General features: G+C 36.5%; 14 protein-coding genes, 1 other RNA gene and 3 pseudogenes. 15 read left to right on the top strand and 3 right to left on the bottom strand.

All coding sequences use genetic code 11. From position 1 onward, the window contains the following. Positions 1–12: 12 nt before the first annotated feature. Together OTJ99_RS10575 and OTJ99_RS10570 are read left to right on the top strand one after the other, a co-directional pair. Complete coding sequence (locus tag OTJ99_RS10575; RefSeq protein ID WP_045166270.1) at positions 13–1,305, top strand: DNA recombination protein RmuC; 1,293 nt, start codon at positions 13–15, stop codon at positions 1,303–1,305. Positions 1,306–1,488: 183 nt separating this feature from the next. Next, complete coding sequence (locus tag OTJ99_RS10570; protein ID WP_045166271.1) at positions 1,489–2,886, top strand: beta/alpha barrel domain-containing protein; 1,398 nt, start codon at positions 1,489–1,491, stop codon at positions 2,884–2,886. Between the two features lie 614 nt (positions 2,887–3,500). Here the strand turns inward: OTJ99_RS10570 and OTJ99_RS10565 are convergent. Next, positions 3,501–4,514, bottom strand: a pseudogene (locus OTJ99_RS10565) (IS481 family transposase). 234 nt (positions 4,515–4,748) lie between these two features. Between OTJ99_RS10565 and OTJ99_RS10555 the strand changes: the two are divergent. From OTJ99_RS10555 to OTJ99_RS10505, 11 genes and pseudogenes are all read left to right on the top strand, one after another. Continuing rightward, a pseudogene (locus OTJ99_RS10555) lies at positions 4,749–5,921 on the top strand (ABC transporter substrate-binding protein). A 145-nt stretch (positions 5,922–6,066) separates the two neighbouring features. Next, positions 6,067–7,998 carry an aconitate hydratase gene (locus OTJ99_RS10550; protein WP_045166272.1) on the top strand — a complete coding sequence of 644 codons (1,932 nt, stop codon included), beginning with the start codon at positions 6,067–6,069 and terminating at the stop codon, positions 7,996–7,998. An 80-nt stretch (positions 7,999–8,078) separates the two neighbouring features. Further along, positions 8,079–9,086, top strand: coding sequence for an isocitrate/isopropylmalate dehydrogenase family protein (locus OTJ99_RS10545; RefSeq protein WP_045166273.1), 1,008 nt, complete (start codon positions 8,079–8,081; stop codon positions 9,084–9,086). A 31-nt stretch (positions 9,087–9,117) separates the two neighbouring features. Continuing rightward, complete coding sequence (locus OTJ99_RS10540) at positions 9,118–9,813, top strand: GntR family transcriptional regulator (RefSeq protein WP_045166274.1); 696 nt, start codon at positions 9,118–9,120, stop codon at positions 9,811–9,813. Between the two features lie 110 nt (positions 9,814–9,923). Continuing rightward, on the top strand, positions 9,924–11,066 hold the full coding sequence (locus OTJ99_RS10535; RefSeq protein WP_235374977.1) for a hypothetical protein: 1,143 nt from the start codon (positions 9,924–9,926) through the stop codon (positions 11,064–11,066). Beyond that, the gene (locus OTJ99_RS10530) at positions 10,996–12,141 is read left to right on the top strand and encodes a hypothetical protein (RefSeq protein ID WP_235374978.1); all 1,146 of its coding nucleotides are present in this window, start codon (positions 10,996–10,998) and stop codon (positions 12,139–12,141) included. Before OTJ99_RS10535 ends, OTJ99_RS10530 begins: the two co-directional genes overlap by 71 nt. Positions 12,142–12,193: 52 nt before the next feature. Then, entirely contained in the window at positions 12,194–12,514 is a 321-nt protein-coding gene (locus OTJ99_RS10525; protein ID WP_235374979.1) for a hypothetical protein, read from the top strand. An 85-nt stretch (positions 12,515–12,599) separates the two neighbouring features. Then, positions 12,600–12,872: signal recognition particle sRNA large type (gene ffs, locus OTJ99_RS10520), an RNA gene on the top strand. Positions 12,873–12,999: 127 nt separating this feature from the next. Next, entirely contained in the window at positions 13,000–13,236 is a 237-nt protein-coding gene (locus OTJ99_RS12575) for a hypothetical protein (RefSeq protein WP_307188770.1), read from the top strand. Positions 13,237–13,558: 322 nt separating this feature from the next. Then, positions 13,559–15,301 carry a GGDEF domain-containing protein gene (locus OTJ99_RS10510; RefSeq protein ID WP_083943588.1) on the top strand — a complete coding sequence of 581 codons (1,743 nt, stop codon included), beginning with the start codon at positions 13,559–13,561 and terminating at the stop codon, positions 15,299–15,301. Next, a complete protein-coding gene (locus OTJ99_RS10505) occupies positions 15,298–16,965 on the top strand; it encodes a nucleoside kinase (RefSeq protein WP_235374980.1) in 1,668 nt (555 codons plus the stop codon). The genes OTJ99_RS10510 and OTJ99_RS10505 overlap by 4 nt, the downstream gene beginning before the upstream one ends. A gap of 56 nt (positions 16,966–17,021) precedes the next feature. On the opposite strand, the gene OTJ99_RS10500 is transcribed toward OTJ99_RS10505, so the two are convergent. Next, entirely contained in the window at positions 17,022–17,894 is an 873-nt protein-coding gene (locus OTJ99_RS10500; RefSeq protein ID WP_045166275.1) for a hypothetical protein, read from the bottom strand. Between the two features lie 196 nt (positions 17,895–18,090). Between OTJ99_RS10500 and OTJ99_RS12570 the strand changes: the two are divergent. Further along, positions 18,091–19,753, top strand: a pseudogene (locus tag OTJ99_RS12570) (FAD-dependent oxidoreductase). A gap of 22 nt (positions 19,754–19,775) precedes the next feature. Here OTJ99_RS12570 and OTJ99_RS10485 read toward each other — a convergent pair. Next, the gene (locus tag OTJ99_RS10485) at positions 19,776–20,381 is read right to left on the bottom strand and encodes a DedA family protein (RefSeq protein ID WP_045166276.1); all 606 of its coding nucleotides are present in this window, start codon (positions 20,379–20,381) and stop codon (positions 19,776–19,778) included. A 298-nt stretch (positions 20,382–20,679) separates the two neighbouring features. On the opposite strand from OTJ99_RS10485, the gene OTJ99_RS10480 reads away from it, so the two are divergent. Next, positions 20,680–21,708: a ubiquitin-like domain-containing protein gene (locus OTJ99_RS10480; protein ID WP_045166277.1), complete on the top strand. Its 1,029-nt coding sequence runs from the start codon at positions 20,680–20,682 to the stop codon at positions 21,706–21,708. The last annotated feature ends 203 nt before the right edge of the window (positions 21,709–21,911 follow it).

The raw sequence follows: 21,911 nt of genomic DNA, 5'->3' as shown, positions 1-21,911 counted from the left end.
GGGGATTTTGAAGTGGAAATTGTTCTTTTGGCGTTGGTGGTAATTTTGCTTATTGTCAATATTCTACTTATCCTAAGTCTCAAAAACTCACCTATTCAAACAAAACTTGAAAACAAGTTTGAAAATATAGAAAGAATGCTTGACAGGCTACAAAGCCTTACTTTAGACCAGATTTCTCAAAATAGAAACGATGTGCAAAGCACTATAAGCTCATTTGGAAATCTTTTGATGAGCAGGTTTTCTGACTTTTCAGCATTTCAAAAGTCTCAGTTTGATTCATTCTCAAACCAAATTTTAAACCTTACAACCACAAGCCAGGAAAAACTTGAAGCGATAAGAAAAGAAGTAGATTTTAAACTTTCCCAAATCCAAGAACAAAACGAAAAAAAGCTTGAACAGATTCGCCAAACAGTAGATAATCATCTACAGCAGACGTTGGAAGCAAAGCTTGGTGAATCTTTTAAACTTGTATCAGAGCGACTTGAGCTTGTCCACAGAGGACTTGGCGAGATGCAAGCATTAGCAAATGGTGTTGGAGACCTCAAGAGGATTTTGGGCAATGTAAAGGTACGAGGCGTTTTAGGTGAGATTCAACTTGGAAACATTATAGACCAAATTTTAGATACTTCCCAGTATGAGAGAAATGTTAGAATAAAACCTCATACCCAGGAACAGGTTGAGTTTGCCATAAAAATTCCGTCTAAAAATACAAAAGAAGATGAATTTATATACCTTCCTATAGACTCCAAATTCCCCATTGAAAGTTATGAGCGGCTACTTGAGGCACAGGAGAGAAACAATATTGAGGAGATTTTGAAGTTTTCAAAAGAACTTGAAAACAGCATAAAGCAAAATGCAAAGACAATTAAAGAAAAATACATAGACCCGCCAAAGACAACCGACTTTGCAATCATGTTTTTGCCAACAGAAGGGCTTTATGCAGAGGTTTTGCGAATTCCTGGACTTTTTGAATATGTGCAAAGAGAATACAAAGTGATAATTGCAGGTCCTACAACAATTTCTGCAATTTTGAATAGTCTTGCACTTGGATTCAGGACCCTTGCTATTGAAAAAAGAACAAGTGAGGTATGGGAACTTCTGTCGGCTGTCAAGACCGAGTTTTCAAAGTTTGGAGAGGTCTTGGAAAAGGTCAAAAAGAAACTCATTGAAGCGCAGGATACAATAGACACTGCTGCAAAGAAGACAAGGACCATTGAAAAGAAGCTCAAAAGCGTCGAAAACCTTTCTTCTGATGAGGCTGCTCAGAAAATATTGTATTCTGACGAAGTTGAGGAAGAGATATAAGAAAATAATTCCATTCGTGAAGACTCTAAATTGACGTCTTGCAAAATTCAGATTCATATCTTAAAATATACTCTTGCGTGTAATAAAGTTTTGCAGCATGGTATTGTCAAAGATGCAAAAGTAGAATATAATATATCTCATAAACTGAATTGTATACATATATACAATGTGGAGGGTTAATATATGGCGAAAGTAGAATTTAACCCCAGGACAAATCTGATTGAGCAGGCAGCGTATAAATATACACTCCAGGATGTGTCAGAACCGAACCTTTACAGAGAGATATTCCCGTATACAGAAATTCCCAAAATAGCATTCAACCACAGGCATGTTCCTATGTTTGTGCCTGATGAGATATGGATAACAGATACAACCTTCAGAGATGGTCAGCAGGCAAGATCACCTTATACAGTTGAGCAGATTGTGAGGCTTTATGACTATCTACATGAGCTTGACAATGAGTCTGGTGTCATTAGGCAGACAGAGTTTTTCCTGTACTCTAAAAAAGACAGAGAAGCAGTTGTCAAGTGTATGGAAAGAGGATATCGCTATCCAGAGGTTACTGCATGGATTAGAGCACGCAAAGAGGATTTCCAGCTTGTAAAGGAAATGGGTATCAAAGAAACAGGTATTCTTGTTTCATGCTCTGACTATCACATATTCAAAAAGCTCAACATGACAAGAAAACAGGCAATGGAGATGTATCTTTCAATAGTTGAAACAGCACTTGAACATGGAATTATTCCGCGCTGCCACTTTGAAGATATCACAAGAGCAGACTTTTATGGCTTTGTTGTTCCGTTTGCAAATGAGCTTATGAAACTTGCCAAACAGGCAAACATGCCGGTTAAAATAAGAGCATGCGATACCCTCGGGCTTGGTGTGTCTTACCCGGGAGTTGCTCTGCCAAGAAGTGTTCAAGGAATAATTTACGGGCTAAGACATTACGCAGAGGTACCGTCTGAATGGCTTGAGTGGCATGGTCACAACGATTTTTACAAGGCTGTTGTCAACTCAGGCACTGCATGGCTTTATGGTGCATCTGCGGTCAACTGTTCGCTCTTGGGTATTGGTGAAAGGACTGGCAATACTCCTTTGGAGGCTATGGTAATTGAATATGCTCAGCTTAGAGGTACAACAAAGAATATGAGGCTTGAGGTAATCACTGAGATTGCAGATTACTTTGAAAAAGAGCTTGACTATGAGATTCCACCAAGGACGCCGTTTGTAGGAAGAGCATTTAATGCAACAAGGGCAGGAATTCATGCTGATGGTATCTTGAAGGATGAGGAGATCTACAACATCTTTGATACAAAGAAGATTTTAAACAGGCCAATTGTCATCGCAGTTGATGCACACTCTGGGCTTGCTGGTATTGCAGCATGGATTAACACCTACTTTAGGCTTGAGGGCGACCAGAGGATCGACAAGCGCGACCCAAGAGTTGCTAAAATAAAAGAGTGGGTTGACAAGGAGTACGAAAATGGAAGAACAACTGTTATTGGCGACGATGAGCTTGAAATGATTGTAAGAGAAGTCATGCCAGAGCTTTTCAAGATGCATGAAAGCAGGGTAAAATAGTTTTTCTCAACATAAAAAGAGCCAGTCCTAAAAGGTTGGGCTGGCTTTTGACTTGTGTATCTTTCTTGTCTGTTTCCACTTTTCTACTAAGTTCATCTTACTTCTCATATTTCTATATTCCCAATACTCTTTTTCATCAAGAAATACACTTCCCCAATCTATTTCACCTACTTTTGGTGACTAATGGCTCAATCAAAGGGAAAGGATATGCAATAAAGCTTACCTTTACTCCACATCTAGTAGAAGTCATTTGGTCAACTTGCTTTATAATAATATTTACATCCTTTTTAGAAAACAACTTGGTTAAGATATTGTAAATATATTCAAATTCTATCTTTCGCCAACTTCTTTTTGAAAAAAATCCAGTCATATGATTTTCTGTGCTAAAGTTGTAATACTAATGCAGTGCCACCTGCAAGGTAAAATTTTTTTGCAAATTGCTTTTAGCGATATTTCTACATATTTCATATCCTGCTGAGGCTAATGCTTCTATATCCATCACAGTTAACTCCTTTTTATTTTCCTCCTATTAGCAATTATAACCAACTAAATATAAATAATACAAATTATGTCTTGCTTTTTATATACTAAATCTAAAACAGCTACGAATTACCTTAATATAAAATAAAATACAAATTTTGACACGTGGTAAAGACACATTTACAACCTAGTTCATTACAAAACAGAGAGTAAAAGGTCCCAAACTTTTTCAGTATGTCCTCAAGAAATAAAGTAGGAAACTGAAACACATGGTAGGAGACCAAAGTCTTAGAGTCTGTGAACTTTTCTAATGGTACCCTACCATTCATTCCTTTACCATTATGAGGTCTAAAAAAATTCCATGTGTCCTGCCATTTTTGAGATCTTTGAATGAAATTATCTTTATTTTTGCATGTATCAAGCATAAATCATTAAAAAAATACTCATCATCTGCTTCTTGAGTGAGTTTTCAATTACCCCCATAAGGTGCTTTGCTTTTGGTGGAATAGGATTTAGCTCTACTCCTAAAAGTGTGAAAACATCTCATTCTATTCCTTAAGCTTTTTCTCGCTTCCTCTGCAAAATTCTTCTTCATTGTCTAATCTAACTTTTATTAGATTTCTCACATTATGTGTCCTAAGCCATAAAGCTACTAAGGATATAAGCATGAATCCAAAAGTAGATGAAAGTTCATATGAGTAAGCTGTAAATTTTGTTCTTGTAGCAACATCTATCATATTTCCATTTATAACATGGTAGATTGTATTTTATCATGTGTTCATATACTTCTTTAGGAAGACTATCTTTGTTCTTTTAGATGTTTTGTATCAAGTTGAAACTCGGAAAATTAATACCATATTTTCTAAGCAAATAGAGTAAAAGACGTCCATATTCTCCTCCTGTTTTTTTGGGTCTCCAGAATAATAAGATTTTCGAGCTTATAAAAAAAGTTTTTTAGAACAAGTCTTGGGTCTTCTGGATTTATCCTCAAGAGGACCATGTATTGCTCTTCTGACTGTATGTCTTGATACACCTAACATTTTGGCAGTTTTTGATACGTCTTTGTTATTATTTTTAAATACTTTCCGAATTAATTCTATAGCTTTTTCAGGCAGATTCTTGAGTTCATGATACGATATAATATTCATATTTATGTCAGGATAGAGGCAGCCTCAATTCTTTTTATAAGTTTTTTCCCACTATTTTCGCACATTCTTTCGTTGTGGAAAATATCTCTACACCTATTCGAGTAAGTATTATGCTAAAATATTGAACAACCAAATTAATAAAGGCAAAAAAGGCAAAGGGGCCTTTTAAAAGACTATTCCCTTTGCCTTTTTTGATTATCAAAAAAATATTTTGGACAAGGAGGACGGTAGGACATGAAAAGACTAAGATTTCAAAGGATTCTTGGTATGATGATAGTTTTGGTATTTGTCTTTTTACTTGTGTCATATGCGCAATCGCCCAGCTCAAAAACTATACGAATTGGTGTAAATCTTGAGCTGTCAGGCAGTGTTGCACAGTTTGGACAAAGACACTTAGAATGACTTAAAATAGCAATTGATGAAATCAATAGTAAAGGTGGCGTTTTGGGCAAAAAGATTGAGCTTGTTATATATGATAACAAATCTGACAAGACAGAAGCGCTAAATATTGCCACAAGGCTTGCGACAAAAGAGAAAGTTTTGGCAATGTTAAGCCCTGTGACATCAGGTGCAACAAAATCTGCTTCAATTGCCGCTACAAGATACAGAGTGCCGCTTGTGTCAGCTACTGCTACAGATGATTCGGTTACAATTGATGAAAGAACTGGTAAGACAAAGGCATACGTTTTTAGAATTTGCTTTAATGATTCGTTCCAAGGAGGTGTTATGGCAAACTTTGCACTAAAAACGTTAAAGCTAAAAACAGCAGCAATTATCTATGATGCCTCATCAGACTACAGCAAAAAACTTTACAAGAACTTCAAAGAGACATTTACCAAAGGTGGCGGGAAAGTAGTTGCTGAAGAGGCTTTCGTAAAAGGCGAACAAGACTTCAATGGAATTTTGACAAAGATAGGAGACAAAAAACCACAGGCTATATTTACCCCTGTATACTATGATGAGGCAGGACTTATCATCAAACAGGCGAGAGAACTTGGGATATGGATACCAATTTTAGGTTCTGACGGGTTTGACGATCCGAAGGTTGTAGAGAAAGCAGGAAACAAATATGCAACAAATATCTTTTTCTCAACACATTATTCCTCCCAGGACACCGACAAAAAAGTTCAAGATTTCAGAAAAAAATACAGGCAAAAGTATAAGATTGAACCAAACGCACTTTCGGTACTGGGTTATGATTTGGGTTACTTCATAGCAGATGCAATAAAAAGAGCAAACTCTACAACTGACAGAGAAAAACTTAGAAGGGCTCTTGAAAACACCAAGGACTTTGTGGGAGTTACTGGAATTATCTCAATAGATTCAAAACATAATGCAAAGAAGTCTGCGGTTATAATCGAGATTAAAAATGGTGTTCAGAGATTCAAACAGAAACTAAATCCTTAAAAAGTTTTGTCCCCCTTCTGGCATAAAGCCAGGAAGGGAATTTTTAAATTTGCGCTCTTGTATACAGGTATACCTTAGTGCTATAATATATTAAGGTGTTTTTAACAATAACCATAATCAAAAAGTTTAGGAGGTTATTGGGCTAATGGGTTTAACAGTTGCGCAAAAGATTATAAAAGAGCATCTTGTCAAAGGCGAAATGATACCCGGAAAAGAAATTGCAATCAGGATTGATCAGACACTTACTCAAGATTCAACAGGAACCATGGCATATCTTCAGTTTGAAGCAATGGGTATTGACAGAGTAAAAACTAAAAGGTCTGTTGCATACATTGATCACAACACTCTTCAGACAGGCCCGGAGAATGCAGATGATCATCTGTACATACAGACAGTTGCGAAAAAATATGGGATATACTTTTCCAAGCCTGGAAATGGAATCTGCCATCAGGTTCATTTGGAAAGGTTTGCAGTACCAGGTCAAACTCTTTTGGGATCAGACAGCCACACACCCACAGCAGGCGGAATAGGTATGCTTGCAATTGGTGCGGGTGGTTTGGATGTTGCAGTTGCAATGGGTGGCGGTGAATATTACCTAATTATGCCAAAAATTGTAAAAGTAAACCTCAAAGGAAGACTTCAACCTTGGGTTTCTGCAAAGGACGTCATCTTGGAGCTTTTGAGAAGGCTCACAGTCAAAGGTGGCGTGGGCAAGATTTTTGAATACACTGGTGAAGGTGTAAAAACCTTATCTATACCAGAGAGAGCTACAATTACAAACATGGGGGCAGAACTTGGAGCGACAACTTCTATATTCCCATCTGATGAGGTGACATACGAATTTTTAAAAGCACAGGGAAGAGAGTCTGACTTTGTTGAGATTTTACCAGATCCGGATGCCCAGTATGATGAGGAGATTGAGATAGATTTATCGAGCTTGGTACCGCTTGCAGCATGCCCACACAGCCCTGACAATGTTGTGCCTGTGAGCGAGCTAAAAGGTATAAAAGTTGACCAGGTTGCAATTGGAAGTTGTACAAACTCATCTTACAAAGACCTCATGAAGGTTGCAAAGATTTTGGAAGGGAAAACCATTGCAGAGCATGTATCGCTTGTTATATCTCCAGGTTCAAAACAGGTTCTGAACATGCTTGCTCAAAATGGGGCTTTAGCATCACTGGTTGCAGCTGGAGCAAGAATTTTAGAGTGTGCATGCGGTCCATGTATTGGTATGGGTCAAGCACCAAGGACAAATGGAATTTCACTCAGAACATTTAATAGAAACTTTGAAGGTCGAAGCGGAACACCTTCTGCAAAGGTTTATCTTGTATCACCTGAGACAGCTGCAGCATCAGCTATAACAGGCTACATTACAGACCCAAGAACTTTGGGTGATGAACCACAGGTTGAGATGCCAAAAAGCTTTTTGATAAATGACAATTTGATAATACCACCTGCTGAAAACCCAGATGAGGTTGAAGTAATAAGAGGACCAAATATAAAGCCATTCCCGCAAGGAAAACCACTGCCAGAAGTTGTGACAGGCAAGGTTTTAATAAAACTTGGTGACAATATCACCACTGATCACATAATGCCTTCAAATGCAAAGCTTTTACCATATAGATCTAATATTCCGTATCTGTCTGACTATTGCTTGACACCGTGCGATCCAGACTTTCCAAAGAAGGCGCGCGAAAATGGAGGGGGCTTTATTGTAGGTGGTGTAAATTACGGCCAGGGTTCGTCAAGAGAACATGCAGCGCTTGTACCTCTTTATTTGGGTATAAAAGGTGTTTTGGCAAAGAGTTTTGCAAGAATTCACATGGCGAATTTAATTAACAATGGAATTATCCCAATGGTGTTTGAAAATCCGAACGATTATGATACAATTGAAGAGATGGATGAACTCAAGATTGAAAATGCAAGAGATCAGATTGAGAAGAGTGATGTGCTGATAATAGAAAATGTCACAAAGGGCCTGAAGTATAGAATGGTTTTGAATCTCACGGAAAGACAGCGTCAAATGATTTTACATGGAGGTCTTCTGAACTTGACAAAGGCAAAAGGGATGAACTAAGAAATATAGTAATATTTAGAAAAGAGGGGACACAAAGTCCCCTCTATATAGTTAAAAATTTGCTTTGAGGAGGATGACACATGGGCTATACAATTACTCTTATACCTGGCGATGGAATTGGACCAGAGGTCACAGAAGCTGCAAGGAGAGTTTTGGATGCATCTGGTGTGAAGATTGAATGGGAAATTGTTGAAGCAGGTGAAAAAGTTATAGAAAAGTATGGCACACCACTTCCAGACTATGTCCTTGAGAGCATAAAGAAAAACAAGGTTGCATTAAAAGGACCAATTACAACACCGGTCGGGACAGGTTTTAGAAGTGTAAATGTTGCACTTCGCCAAGCTCTTAACCTCTACGCAAATGTAAGACCAGTAAAATCCTACGAGGGTGTTCCGTCAAGGTATACAAATGTGGATTTAATAATCGTCAGAGAAAACACAGAAGACCTCTATGCAGGGATCGAATACATGGCAGGTGATGATGCAGCAGTTGGGGTAAAAATCATAACAAGAAAGGCAAGTGAGAGAATTGTAAGGTATGCCTTTGAGCTTGCAAGAAGAGAAAAAAGAAGAAAAGTTACAGCTGTCCACAAAGCAAATATTCAAAAGCTGACAGATGGGCTTTTTTTAGAGTGTGCAAGAAAAGTTGCTCAGGATTATCCTGACATAGAGTTTGAAGAAATGATTGTTGATGCAATGAGCATGAAACTTGTCCAGAGCCCAGAAAACTATGATGTTTTAGTTATGCCAAACATGTATGGTGACATTCTTTCTGACTTGGCAGCGGGCTTGGTAGGTGGCTTAGGAATTGCCCCAGGTGCTAACATTGGTGAGGACGGTGCTGTGTTTGAGCCAATCCATGGTTCTGCGCCAAAAAGAGCAGGGCAGAACATGGCAAACCCAACTGCAACAATCCTCTCTGGTGTTATGATGCTGAGGTACTTGGGCGAGCTTGAGGCAGCAGACAGGGTAGAAAAGGCAGTGGCAAAAGTTATAAAAGAGGGCAAAGAAGTTACATATGACCTTGGCGGTTCAACTGGCACAAAAGAGTTTGCTGATGCTGTTATCCGCGAGATGGAAAGACTGTAAAACCTAAAATGTTTTATGAAGGTGATTTTGGATGGTTTACAATCATTCAGACGAAAAGGAAAGAAGTTATTCTCCTCTTTATGAAAAGATATTTGAAATCATTAAAGAAAGGATTTTGATGGGCATTCTAAAACCAGGGGACCCGCTTGTAGAGGTAAAGCTTGCAGAAGAGCTTGGGGTTTCGCGAACACCTATAAGAGAGGCCTTAAGGCAGCTTGAGTTAGAAGGACTTGTGTATTCCATACCTCACAAGGGGGCCTTTGTTGCGGGTGTTACTGCTCAGGACATAGAAGATATATATACAATAAGAATGCTTTTAGATGGACTTGCTGCGCGCTGGGCAGCCCAGAAAATTACAAAAGAAGAGGAAGATGAGCTGACTGAAATAATAACCCTCATGGAGCTTTATACAAGAAAAAAGGATATTCCAAAAGTGATGAAGACAGACTCCCAATTTCATCAGCTAATTTACAAAGCATCTAAAAGTAAACCCTTAGAACATGTTTTGTCAACATTCCACAGCTATATCATAAAAGCAAGAGCAACATCATTTGAAACACCTGGCAGGCTTGAAGAAGCAATGGAAGAGCACAAACTCATATTTGAAGCAATTGTAAACAAGGATCCTGACAAGGCTGAGGAGTATATGAAGCTTCATGTAAAAAACGCTGCAAAAAACCTGATTGAACAAAAAAAGAAGGAAGAGAAGTCTCTAGCAGGGAAGTAAAATAAAGTTCCCTGCTTTTTATTTTTCTTGAGGTTTATCCCCCTTTTTTGCGGGAAGAATACTGAATATAGAAATTGATGCAAAAAAGGGGGATAGAATTTTTAAGGGCTATGAAAATTGAGAATGTAAAGATTTATAACAATAGAAATATTTATTCAGACAAGAAAATAGCAGTAATAGATGCAAAATGTGATGTTGATATAGCAAAGAGGTTTGCAAGCTGCTGTATCCAGATTCAAAATCTAATTGGGTATAACCTCATTGATTACTATGATTGTATAAAGGAGACAGATAAAGTAAGAGTGCTTATTGAACATGACAATCCCAAGATAATCTCTCATGTCATAGAACTTGCTGCTGAGATTGTAGAGAACAATCTAAAGATTGAAGATTGCCAAGATAGAATATTAAGACTCAAAAAGCTTACCATTGAAACTAAGCTTGGTCCTAACACAAGACTTTTGAAAAATGCATGTCAAAAAAGAAGTATAAGGTTTACAAGAGTTAGCTTTACAGATATGTGTATTTTGGGTGAAGGAAAGTGGGCAAAAGTTTTCTCTGGTCTTTTGAGCGATCAGGATTTTGCAAGATTGAATTTGTCTTTTGACAGGGAACTTCAAAAAAGAATCTTACTAACAAATGGTTTTCCCACGCCAAGCTTCAGTATTGTATTCACACAAAGTGAGCTTGTACAAGCTATAAAAGAACTTGGCTTTCCACTTTCAATAAAAGGAGCAAATAAAAACTCACCTAATTTTGTAAATATAAGAACAAACCAGCAGGCAATAGAGGCTTTCAATGCAGTCAAAAATGTTGAAAGCAGGGTAATTGTAGAAAGGTTTGTTCTAGGGAATGCGTATAAAATTTTAGTTGTCAATGGGAAGATGCTTGCAGCTGTAAAAAGAACATCGCCATATATTATAGGTGATGGTAAAAAGAAGATTTTTGAGCTTTTAAGTGAGTCAGAGAGGCAGAATAAGCAGATTCAAAAAAACATACTTAAACAGGGTTTTAATCTCGATAGCATTTTGCCACGTGGAATGAAAGTGTATTTAAAAGAGGCAACAAACTTCAAAAACGGCTGTATTGTGGAGGACGTAACAGAGAAGGTAGCATATCCAAATCAACAACTTTTTTGCAATGCTGTAGAAAAATTTGGATATCAGTTTGCAGTTTTAGATTTTGTCACAGAAGAATATCTCTCTACCGTATACCGCTATCGGAGGCTATATCGTAGATTTAGAGGTAAATAGCGATTTGAGAGTATTTTCTCAAAACTGCAATGTAGATGTGTATGGCGCAATTCTGGATGTATACTTTGAAAAGATGCCAAACCCGAGTGTGCCAATTATTGCTGTATCAGGAACAATCGGTAAATCTACGGTTTTGCAGATTATAAGATACATTTTTCAAAGATGTGGTGTTGAGGTTACAATAGATTCTGAGATAGAAAATTTTTATCTCAAAAGTATCTCAGATAACTCAGATATAAAACTCATTGAATTCAATCCTACATCTGTAATTGAAGAAATAGAAATAGAGCCTTTTGTAGGAATAATTACAAATACATTGGATAATAGCCAAATTGAAAGAAATATACTGTTTTCAAGAAGCATAAAGGAAAATGGATATCTTGTTTTAAATGCAACTGATCCTTTCAAATATCTTTACAGTAACAAAGTAAAGTGTAAAACTATATTTACCTCTGCAAAGTCAGACAATCCAGACCTTTTGGCTCATATTGAGCTAAGAAAGCCTTGTGTGTATTTGGAAGATGATACCATCACAATCTTTGATGGGGATGAAACATTTGGATTTTGCAGCATAAAAGAAATTCCATATTCATATGATGGAAGGCTAAAATTTGCAATTGAGAATATTTTACAGGTTGTGGCAGCACTTTATTTTTACAGTGTTGATCCTGAGATTATATACAGGTACTTAATTGAATACAAAAATGACTCTCATCAAAACCCCGGCAAGTTCAATATTTTTGATATCAATGGTGTTAAGGTTGTAATTGACGATATTCAGAAGAAAGAGCATATTAAAATTTTGGTTGAAAATCTTGAGAAAATAGGTATTAATAAACTGCTATTTGTGTGTGACCAAAGCAAGAAAGGTGTAGTAGATTTTATAGAGGACAGAGAGAGGATTATATACAAAGAGGTAAAAACGTTTAAAGATGTTGTAGAACTGTTTTCAACAGCAATGAATAGGGCTAAAAAAGGTGAAGGGATTTTTATCATTCTTCCAGAGCCGTTGAATAGAGATGTGACATATGAAATACGGGAAAGCTTAGTTAAGCGGAAAAAGAATTTTGTCTAAAATGCTTGAAATAAAGCTTTAAGTTTAGTATCATATCCACTATGGGAGTTTTATGAAAAAACTAAATTTAGGAGATGATTTTGCCATGCATTTGCCTGAGGTTTTTAAATATAGAGGTAGAGAGGTTTATAAGATAAAAAATAACCTAATTCACTATGGACGACCAAACGACAGATTTGTTGCTGTGCTTGTGGTTTTAGGAACGGAAGAGTACAGGGGTTATAAAATCTCATCACCACTTTCTGTTGAGCTTCAGATAAACAACCCAAAGCTTACTGTAAAAGAGAGAGTTGTTAAAAAAGGTGAGGCAGAGAACCTGTACAAAGCGCTTGAGCTTGCACATGTATGGCTGACCCAAGCAAACGGTGAGTAAATTTTTTACGGTTGATTTTGATACATTTTGAGAGTATAATTTACCTTGTAGAGAAACCTTTTAAAAACTCAAAATAAAGATTTGGCTGTGCTATGACGGGGAGGTAGCGGTGCCCTGTAACCCGCAATCCGCTACAGCGGGGTCGAATAGCCAGCATGAGGTATAACCCTGTTGGCATTGAGGGTAAGCCGGGGGCGAGGATGGTTGTGTCCTGCGCAACGCGAAGGCTGTGAACCCCGCCAGGTCCGGAAGGAAGCAACGGTAAGCAGCTTTTTCGCGTGTGCCGCAGGGGTGCATGACAGGAGCCTGTCTGGCTTACTATATCACCAGGAGGGTTATATCGAAGCTGGCCGCACAGCCATTTATTATTTCTCTTTTTCAGGAAGATTAATCTAAAAGTTAATAATTTTATTGACACATACTTATTTATAGAATATAATATAGAAAAATATAGCGAAGGTTTTCACAGGGAAGATAAGTTACAAATGATAGTTGTAGAAGGGCAACAACTCTTGACCTCCCAAATGACAGCAGTTCTGAAGCCTTACATCGGCGAAGCTCATCTTGTCTCAAGTATTTTGGTGTTGCCCCATCTGATGAGACTTGAAGAGTTCTCATTTTTCGGTGACGAAAAAACTTACTTGAAGCTTAAAAAACTTCTTTTTCCAAACGTTTGCATCCATTTTCCGTGGCTGATTACGAAGTTTTGTTCATTGATGTGAGCTCAGTGAAAAAGAATTTCTTGAATTATTTTCTATTCAAAGATTGGGTTGATTCATTGACCTGCTGCAAAAAAAATATTATTGTATGATGTTCTGAAAGAAGGGCACCACATATTTGAAATTTGTAATTATGTATTACTAAATGATGCAATATATGTTTGTGAGAGTGAAAAGAAAATGTAAAGAAGGAGAAAAGAAGAGGGAGATTTTAAAAAGTCTCCCTTTTAAATTTTCGATAAAATGAAGTATAATTAAATCACATGCACCTTGCAAGGGAATAAATAATATAGGGGAAAGTTTTATGTTAACGAGGGTATTTGATATGAAAAGGATTTTTGGCTTTGTTTTTATAATTAGTCTTGTTTTTTCACCTATGTTTGCCTTTGCTAATGTGAGAATTTCAAGAGAAATGGTTAAGTTTTACCTCTACAAATCTTTTGAGATTGTTGGACTTGTTGCAATAACTGGGATATTTATAATCTCACTTACATTAGGCAATGAGCTTAAAAATACTTTACTTTATAACTTTGGTAAGATATTTCTTTCGCTTACTGCTTTAAAGTTTATATATGTCTTGAGTTTGAGTAGAGAGGTTATAGATAATGTAGACTCTCTGCAGGGAATGGCTTTCTTGAACTTATTTATAAAGCTTTTAATTGTATACTCTTTAATCTTCTCTTCTTTGTTTGGAGAAAGAATAAAATATGTATTGGCAAGGTATTCAATTCCTATTAATATTATATTAGTGTTATTTGGACTTTGGGCTTTAGAGAGTATAAACAATTCAAAAGAGCAGCTGTTTTTGACATCTCCAACTGTTGGTATAATTTTGTATAAGTTTTGTAGAATTTTAGTTATAATAGGAATTATAATCTCTGTTGTTTTGTTCATAACAAATGCTAACCTCAGGCAATTAAAAAGTTTAAAAGTTTTTCTCATTTTATTTGCAATTAGTGAAGGGATATTGCCTGCGGCAAAGAGAAGCGGCATTGTATTTGTGGAAGTAGTACAAAATTTGGCGTTTTTGTATCTATTTATTGCAATATTTTTAAACATTACATTGCGCCAGTTTAGATTTTTGCGTCAGCTTTCTATGTTCAGCAGAGAGGTTTTGGAAGAAAAGCTGGACCTAAAAAAGAGTTTTGATCTTCTTGTAGATTTTATATATGAAATATACTCTAAGATTTTTTCCAAAATATGTTTTTATTATTGCCAAGACCAAGACAATTTTATTCTCGTCACCACAAAAGGTGAAGATGACAAGAAAGTTGATAAAAAAGAGAGAAAGTTGAAAGTAAATAGAGAGTATTTTGACATGGCAAAAAACATTCAGGTTTTGAGCATATCAAGATTAAACGAGATTGGTGAATTTGAGAACGATAAAAATTTTTCCTTCTTGCACAGATACAAAAATGCTGTAGTTGTTCCTGTTTATAGGCAAAATCAAATTATTGCTCTTTTAATTTGCTATACAAGCATTAAAAGATTTAAACTAAATACTGAGATTGAAGATGGACTTTTGATTTTTAAGAACTTTTCTCAGGCGCTTTTGGCACAAATAGAGAGGATAGAGAAGATAAAAAACCTATCAGCAGAGGATGAACTTACAGGTCTTTACACCAGGCGGTATTTTATAAAAGAACTAATTATGGAGTCACTTTCATGTGACAGGTATGGTGGCAAGTTTTGTTTGGCTTTCTTTGACATGGACAATTTAAAGCTTCTTAATGACTTTTATGGTCATGCGGTAGGTGACAAGGCAATAAAGATGATAGCAAGGATTATAAAAGACAATATAAGAAAAACTGACGTTCCGGCAAGGTTTGGTGGGGATGAGTTTGCAGTGATATTTAAAAACTGCAGTAAAGAAGCTATAGAAGATAGAATTAAAAATATAAAAAAGCTAATCGAGGAAGAGTCAGAGAATCAACTTCCGATAAAAATAAAGGTTAGCTGTGGTGTTGCAGTTTATCCTGATGATACACAAAGCCTTGATGAGCTATTGAAGATTGCAGATATGCGAATGTATGAGGAAAAATTGAAAAACAAAGGGGAGATTAAATGATGCAGGAAAGAAAAGACACCGCCAAGATATTTTTCGCAGATATAAATGAATATCAGGAAGTTCCAATTGGTACTATGCTTATTAATTTGGTTCCAAAATTTCAAAGACTTTTCAAATCACCGATTGTTGCTGCAAAGGTTGACAATGAGATAAAAGAACTAAAGTATGTAATTTCAAAAGACTGCAAAATAAGGTTTATTGATATGACACAAGAAGACGGAATAAGAATTTACAGAAGAAGCCTCATTTTTGTTTTGATTGTGGCAACAAGAACTCTTTTTAAAGAAGCTGTGAATGTTCAGCATTCACTTTCAAAAGGGTTATATTGTGAAGTTGAAAACAGGAAACTGAGTGATGAGGATGTACTTTTGATAAAGCAAAAGATGCAAGAGATAATTGAAAAAGACATTCCTTTCAGAAGAGAAAAGGTTACAAAAGAAGAGGCAGTAAAGCTTTTTGAAAGCATAGGATATTTAGACAAGGCAAGAACTATAAGATTTTCTGAAAACGAACATGTTTACATCTACTACTGTGGCGACTTTGTTGACTATTTTTATGGACACATGGTGCCATCAACAGGATATTTAAAAATCTTTGATTTGATTCGATACCAAGATGGTATGGTTTTGCTTTATCCTGACAAGTCTGATCCATTTAAATTCCAGGAGTTTGTTGAGAACAAGAAATTATTTGCAATATATAACGAATACAAGAATTGGGGTAGAATACTTAAAGTAACAGATGTCGGTGAACTCAATGAAGTGATTGCAAGCGGGAAAATTAGAGAGTTTATAAGGGTGTCAGAAGCTCTTCATGAAAAGAAGATTGCATACATTGCTGATGAGATTTCTCAAAATCCAGATATTAAAGTGGTTTTGATTGCCGGGCCGTCATCTTCAGGAAAGACGACGTTTGCACAAAGACTGGCAATACAGCTTAAGGTCAATGGTAAGAACCCAGTCTACATTGGACTCGATGATTATTTTTATGAAGACAAAGTGCCACTTGACGAAAATGGCAAGCCTGACTATGAGTCAATTGAAGCAATTGATATTGAACTTTTCAATGCGCAGCTAAAGGACTTAATTTCAGGCAAAGAGGTGATTTTGCCAAAATTTGATTTTATAAACCGGAAACGTACTTTCCAAAGAAGGGTAAGACTTGAGGAAAATGATATCATCATAATTGAAGGAATTCATGGGCTAAATAGCAGGCTTACACCTATGATTGATGATAAAAACAAATTCAGGATATATGTAAGTGCACTTACCCATCTGAACCTTGATAAGCACAACCGAATTCAGACAACTGACTATAGACTGCTTAGGAGAATTGTAAGAGATGCACGAACAAGAGGTGCTTCTGCAAAAAGGACAATTTCAATGTGGCCATCTGTGCGAAATGGTGAGGAGAAAAATATCTTTCCATACCAGGAGATGGCCGATAGCATGTTTAACTCTGCACTAATTTATGAACTTGCAGTTTTAAAGAAATATGCTGTGCCGCTTTTAAAAACAATCACAAAAGAAGATGAAGAGTATTCTGAAGCACAAAGACTTCTACATTTTTTGAGCTTTATACTCTCTGTTGATGATGAGCGTGAGATTCCGCCACAGTCAATCATACGTGAGTTTATTGGTGGTTCTTGTTTTTATGATTTTTAACAAAAAATGGTCTGGGAACAGCAAACTTCCCAGACCATTTATATTTTTTTTATGTTTTAGAAAGTGAGATTTTGTGCTGAGCTATTTGTGTTATTGTTCTGATTATGATTTTGCCAACCTCCAAAGCTTCTAAATTTGCCACCAAAACCGCGCATCTTCCCAAAACCCATGCCTTTAAATCCAAATCCTTTTGACAAATTCCAGTTTGTAATCTTGTTTTTGATAGCCTCTTTCATCTGAGTAGCTTGCTCTTTTGTTATTTTACCATCTGTCACAAGTTTATCTATCTTGGAGCTTTCAAGTGCAATTAGCTTATTTTTGAAATCTTGCTCTGACATATTCTTTGCTTTTAGAATGTCTTGTAATGTCTTTCCATTTTTGAGTTCGTTCAAAAGATTGTCTTTTGTCATACCAAGCACTGATGCAATGTCGCTCATCATATCAAGCCCGAAAAATCCTTTTCCAAATCCTCTGCCAAAAGCTTTGGGTTTAAAGCCGAAGAATGGAGTTGTGCCATTCCAGCTCTCAAGTTTTTGTTTGAAATTTTGCTTGAGCGTGTTTGCTTGTTCACTTGTAATCTTGTTGTTCTTTACAGCCTCATCAATTTTGCTATAGATTGCATCTAAAAGTTTTGATTTGAACTGTTCAAGTGTCAATCCCTTGTCTTTTAGGATGTCCAAGAATGTCTTTCCACTTTGGATTTGCTTTTGAATGTCCTCTTTTTTCATTCCCAAGATATTTTCAATGATGCTGCTGATATTAAGATCCACACCAAAACCTTTGCCTTGCCCTCCAAAACAGAGCTGTGTTAAGGAAGCTTTTAAAGTGGCTGGTTTTATAGCTTTGCTTCCTCCTGCAAATGCAAGGCTTACACTTAAGATTAAGGCTACGATTAGCACAACTCCCACAATGACTTTAAATTTTTTCACACCTATCACCTCTTTCTATTTTGTTTTGATTTAGGTTCTTTCATTTAATATTATCCCACGTAAATTGGTGTTTTCTGTTGCGAAATTGTAAAAATATTTTGAAGGTAAAAATTTACAATCAAAATTGTTTTGGGTTGTAATTCAAAAGGGTATATTAAAGTTGAAATTGAAGTTTTGAAAGGGGCCGTTTTGAAAGATGAGGTATATTGTAATTGGTGCTGTTGCAGGCGGAATGACAGCTGCGATGAAAATAAGACGAAATGACGACAAGGCTGAGATTGTGGTTTATGACAAAGACACAGACATCTCATACTCTGGCTGCTCTTTGGCTTATTATATCTCAGGAGTGATAAAAGATAGAAAAAGTATTGTTCCAAGAAATGTAGAATATTTTAAGAAGTTCAATGTGGATGTGAAGACGAATCATGAAGTCTTGAGAGTGAATACGAAGACAAAGTCAGTATTTGTAAAGGACCTATCATCGGGTATCCTCTTTGAAGACAAGTTTGACAAGCTCATAATTGCAACTGGTGCAAGCCCTGTTTTGCCAGCTGTGGAAGGTGTAAATTTAAATGGAGTGTTTGTGCTCAGAAATGTAAAAGATGCTGACAGGATAAAGGAGTATATTGAAAAAACAAGACCTAGAAAAGCCCTAATTGTCGGTGGGGGATATATAGGACTTGAGATGGCAGAGGCGTTTTCTATCCTGAGTATGGAAGTTTTGATTGTTGAAAAACAAGAAAATATCTTGCCAAATCTTGATAGCGATATGGCAAGGCTTGTTGAGGAGTATCTTTTGCAAAAAGGAGTTCGGATTAAAAAAGGTACTTCTGTGGTTCAATTAGAAGGGAATGACAGGGTAAAAGCAGCCTATTTGAGTGATAATTCAAAAGTTCCTGCTGATTTTGGTTTTAATTTCTGTTGGTGTGCAGCCCAATACAGAGTTTTTAAAGGACTCTGGCATTGAACTTTTGCAAAATGGTGCGATAAAAGTGGATGAATACATGAGAACAAACATAGAGGATATCTTTGCGGCGGGTGACTGTGCAGCAGTGCAATTCAAGCTAAATGGTAAGACCATGTATATGCCTCTTGGTTCAACAGCTAACAAAATGGGAAGAATTGCAGGGGAGAACGCAACAGGCGGAAGTTTAAAGTTCAACGGGATCTTAGCAACTTCTATTTTTAAGGTGTTTGATTTAACAGTTGGCCAGACAGGGTATACAGAAAAAATGGCGCAACAAGAGGAGATTGAATATGAGGTTGGGCACGTTACAAAGCCGCACATCTCAACAGCTTATCCTGGTGCTGAAAAGATGACTATAAAGGCTTTGGCAGAACTAAGTTCACGAAAAATCATAGGTGCCCAGATTGTAGGTACAAAAGGGGTTGACAAGAGGATTGTCGTATTGGCTACTGCAATATACTCTGGTCTTACAGTGGATGACCTATTTCAGCTTGATTTGGCATATGCACCACCGTTTTCGTCCGCAAAAGACCCTGTTCACTATGTGGGGATGGTTATGTCGAATTTTCTTGATAAAAGGAAGTTTAACTGCACACAGGAAAAGCTTCTTCAGAAGATGAAAAACGGTGAGGACTTTGTTGTTCTTGATGTAAGGACACCTGATCAGTATCAGAAGAAGCACATAAAAGGTGCAATTAATATTCCGCTTGAAATGATATATCAAAAGATGAATCGGCTTCCAAAAGATAAACAGATAATTGTTTATTGTAACAGTGGTGTTAGTTCCAACATAGCACAAAATATTTTGCAGCAAAACGGGTTTAGAAAGGTATACAATCTCTCTGGTGGAATCTCAAATGTGACAATTCCAGAACTTCTTGAAGAGAAATAGAAAAGGTGTGAGGTTTTTAGCCTTACACCTTTTTCTTTTTTGCTAAAATTTTTAAAACAATTGTCCACACCAGTACTACAACGGCGACCAAGAAAAAAATTGCAGCCCAGAAAAGGCTTATATCTCTTTCATACAGAAGCTTAAAAAAGCTAAATCCGTACCAGTAAAAATAAACATAAAAGGTAGCCCAGATTGTATCACCAATAAATGAGGAGATGACATATTCATAAAAATTCATTTTGCTAATTCCGGCCAAAAAAATTACGGGTGTGCGCGGCACACCAATTATTCTTGCAATTGGCACAGCAAATATTCCATACTTTACAAAGAAGTTGTTGACAGAGCTCAGAGTTTCTTTTTTTATTCTAAGTAGTTTTTCAAAAAGGTTTACGATGGAGTTTCTGCCGCTTCTTAGAAGCAAATTTATTATGAGATTGCCACAAAGATTTCCCAGAGAAATTACCATAATCAATGTAAAAGGGTTGTATTTTTTAAGGTTTAAAAGTGCAACTGCCCCAAAGTAGGCTATTTGGGTTGGGAAAGGTATTCCAAGCCCTTCAATCAGCAAAATCAAAAATATTCCGATAATGCCATATTTGTCAACAAGGTATTTTAAAAGGCCAATCATAACCTACATCATCTCTTTTGAAAAAACTCTTTTCATATATCTATTTTAATCCTCTTTTCATAGAATAAACAGAGAAAATAAAAAATTGTAGAGGCAGCCAATCAATAGGAAATTTATTGAGTAAAACTTAATAAAATTTGTGTATAATGTGTGGTCAAAAGGTACAAAATTCAAATATGAAAGGTGTGAAAGTTAAGAAAATTTCTTGACTTTTCAGGTCATTTGACAAAAAAATTTTTTTAAATTAAAATAACAAAGAAGTTTAGAACAAAAAACTCCATTTTATAGGAGGTTGGTTATGAGTATAATCAAGTGCCATGTGGCAAAGCCAAGGGACGTAAAGAAGCTTATCCTTGCCTTTGTCATTGTATTTGTCTTGTCCATCCTGCTTGGCGCAATGACAGCCCAGGCACTGATAAAAGAGGTAAGTGTGACAATCGACGGCAAGACCTTTTACTATAAAACAATCAAATCAACAGTAAAAGAAGTTTTAGAAGAAAATGGAATTACTGTAACAAAAGATGACTATGTTAGCCCGGCTTTAGATGCAAAGATTGATGAAAATACTAAGATTGTTATAAAAAGAGCTTTTGAAGTAAAGATTTTGGTAGACGATAGTGAAAAGGTGGTATATATCCCAGCTGGTACAGTTGAAGATGCCATCAAAAAAGCAGGTATAACTATTGGGAAAGCAGACAAGGTAAATCTGCCGCTGTCTCAGGTGCTTGAAAAGCCCGCAGTGATAAAAATTACACGTGTAAGTGAAAAGATAGTAGTTGAAAAGCAAAATATACCATTTCCTACGATAACGAAAACAAATTATAGTATGGACTATGGTAAGCATAGAATTGTCCAACAGGGTCAAAATGGGGTACTTGAAAAAAGGTTCAGGGTTGTTATGGAAGATGGTAAAGAGGTTGAGAGAAAGCTAATTGGACAAAAGATTGTGAAAAGTCCAAAGCCGAGAATTGTTGAAGTTGGAGCAATAAGATGGTTTAAGACCTCAAGAGGCGAAATTGTGAGGTACAAAAAGGTTTACACTATGATTGCAACAGCTTATACTCTTTCGCCAAGTGACACAGGAAAAAGCCCGAAACATCCTGACTATGGCAAAACAGCAACAGGACACAGAGTTCGGCGTGGTGTTGTTGCGGTTGACCCGCGTGTAATTCCGCTTGGCACAAGGCTTTATGTTGAGGGTTATGGATTTGCTACAGCTCTTGATACAGGTTCGGCAATAAAGGGGAACAGAATAGACGTATTTGTAGAGAAAGATGCGTACAAGTTTGGTGTGCGACGTGTAAAAGTTTATGTGCTTGCGGACTAAAAACTCTGTAAAAGATATCCTTGCCTCCTTGACAAACAAGGAGGCTTTTTATTGTTCATCCATGACAAATCAATTTCCAAAAAAAAGTTCATTGAAAGACAGGATTTTTTTTCAATTGCAATTTTCAAGAGTTCAATTAAAATTATGTGAGGATAAATCCAAAAGAAAAATTGATTGAAAGACAAAAGGGGGCGCAAGACACT

Origin of the sequence: Caldicellulosiruptor naganoensis (genome assembly GCF_026914285.1) — a bacterium.
Classification (GTDB): Bacteria; Bacillota; Thermoanaerobacteria; order Caldicellulosiruptorales; family Caldicellulosiruptoraceae; genus Caldicellulosiruptor; species Caldicellulosiruptor naganoensis.
This window is presented reverse-complemented; position numbering and strand designations above follow the sequence as displayed.

Bases quoted from the DNA above. Each gene is read 5' to 3' on its own strand.
- OTJ99_RS10550 (WP_045166272.1), top strand. From the start codon at position 6,067: ATGGGTTTAACAGTTGCGCAAAAGATTATAAAAGAGCATCTTGTCAAA.
- OTJ99_RS12575 (WP_307188770.1), top strand. From the start codon at position 13,000: ATGATAGTTGTAGAAGGGCAACAACTCTTGACCTCCCAAATGACAGCA.
- OTJ99_RS10510 (WP_083943588.1), top strand. From the start codon at position 13,559: ATGAAAAGGATTTTTGGCTTTGTTTTTATAATTAGTCTTGTTTTTTCA.
- OTJ99_RS10545 (WP_045166273.1), top strand. From the start codon at position 8,079: ATGGGCTATACAATTACTCTTATACCTGGCGATGGAATTGGACCAGAG.
- OTJ99_RS10480 (WP_045166277.1), top strand. From the start codon at position 20,680: ATGAGTATAATCAAGTGCCATGTGGCAAAGCCAAGGGACGTAAAGAAG.
- OTJ99_RS10505 (WP_235374980.1), top strand. From the start codon at position 15,298: ATGATGCAGGAAAGAAAAGACACCGCCAAGATATTTTTCGCAGATATA.
- OTJ99_RS10540 (WP_045166274.1), top strand. From the start codon at position 9,118: ATGGTTTACAATCATTCAGACGAAAAGGAAAGAAGTTATTCTCCTCTT.
- OTJ99_RS10535 (WP_235374977.1), top strand. From the start codon at position 9,924: ATGAAAATTGAGAATGTAAAGATTTATAACAATAGAAATATTTATTCA.
- OTJ99_RS10570 (WP_045166271.1), top strand. From the start codon at position 1,489: ATGGCGAAAGTAGAATTTAACCCCAGGACAAATCTGATTGAGCAGGCA.
- OTJ99_RS10485 (WP_045166276.1), bottom strand. From the start codon at position 20,381: ATGATTGGCCTTTTAAAATACCTTGTTGACAAATATGGCATTATCGGA.
- OTJ99_RS10525 (WP_235374979.1), top strand. From the start codon at position 12,194: ATGAAAAAACTAAATTTAGGAGATGATTTTGCCATGCATTTGCCTGAG.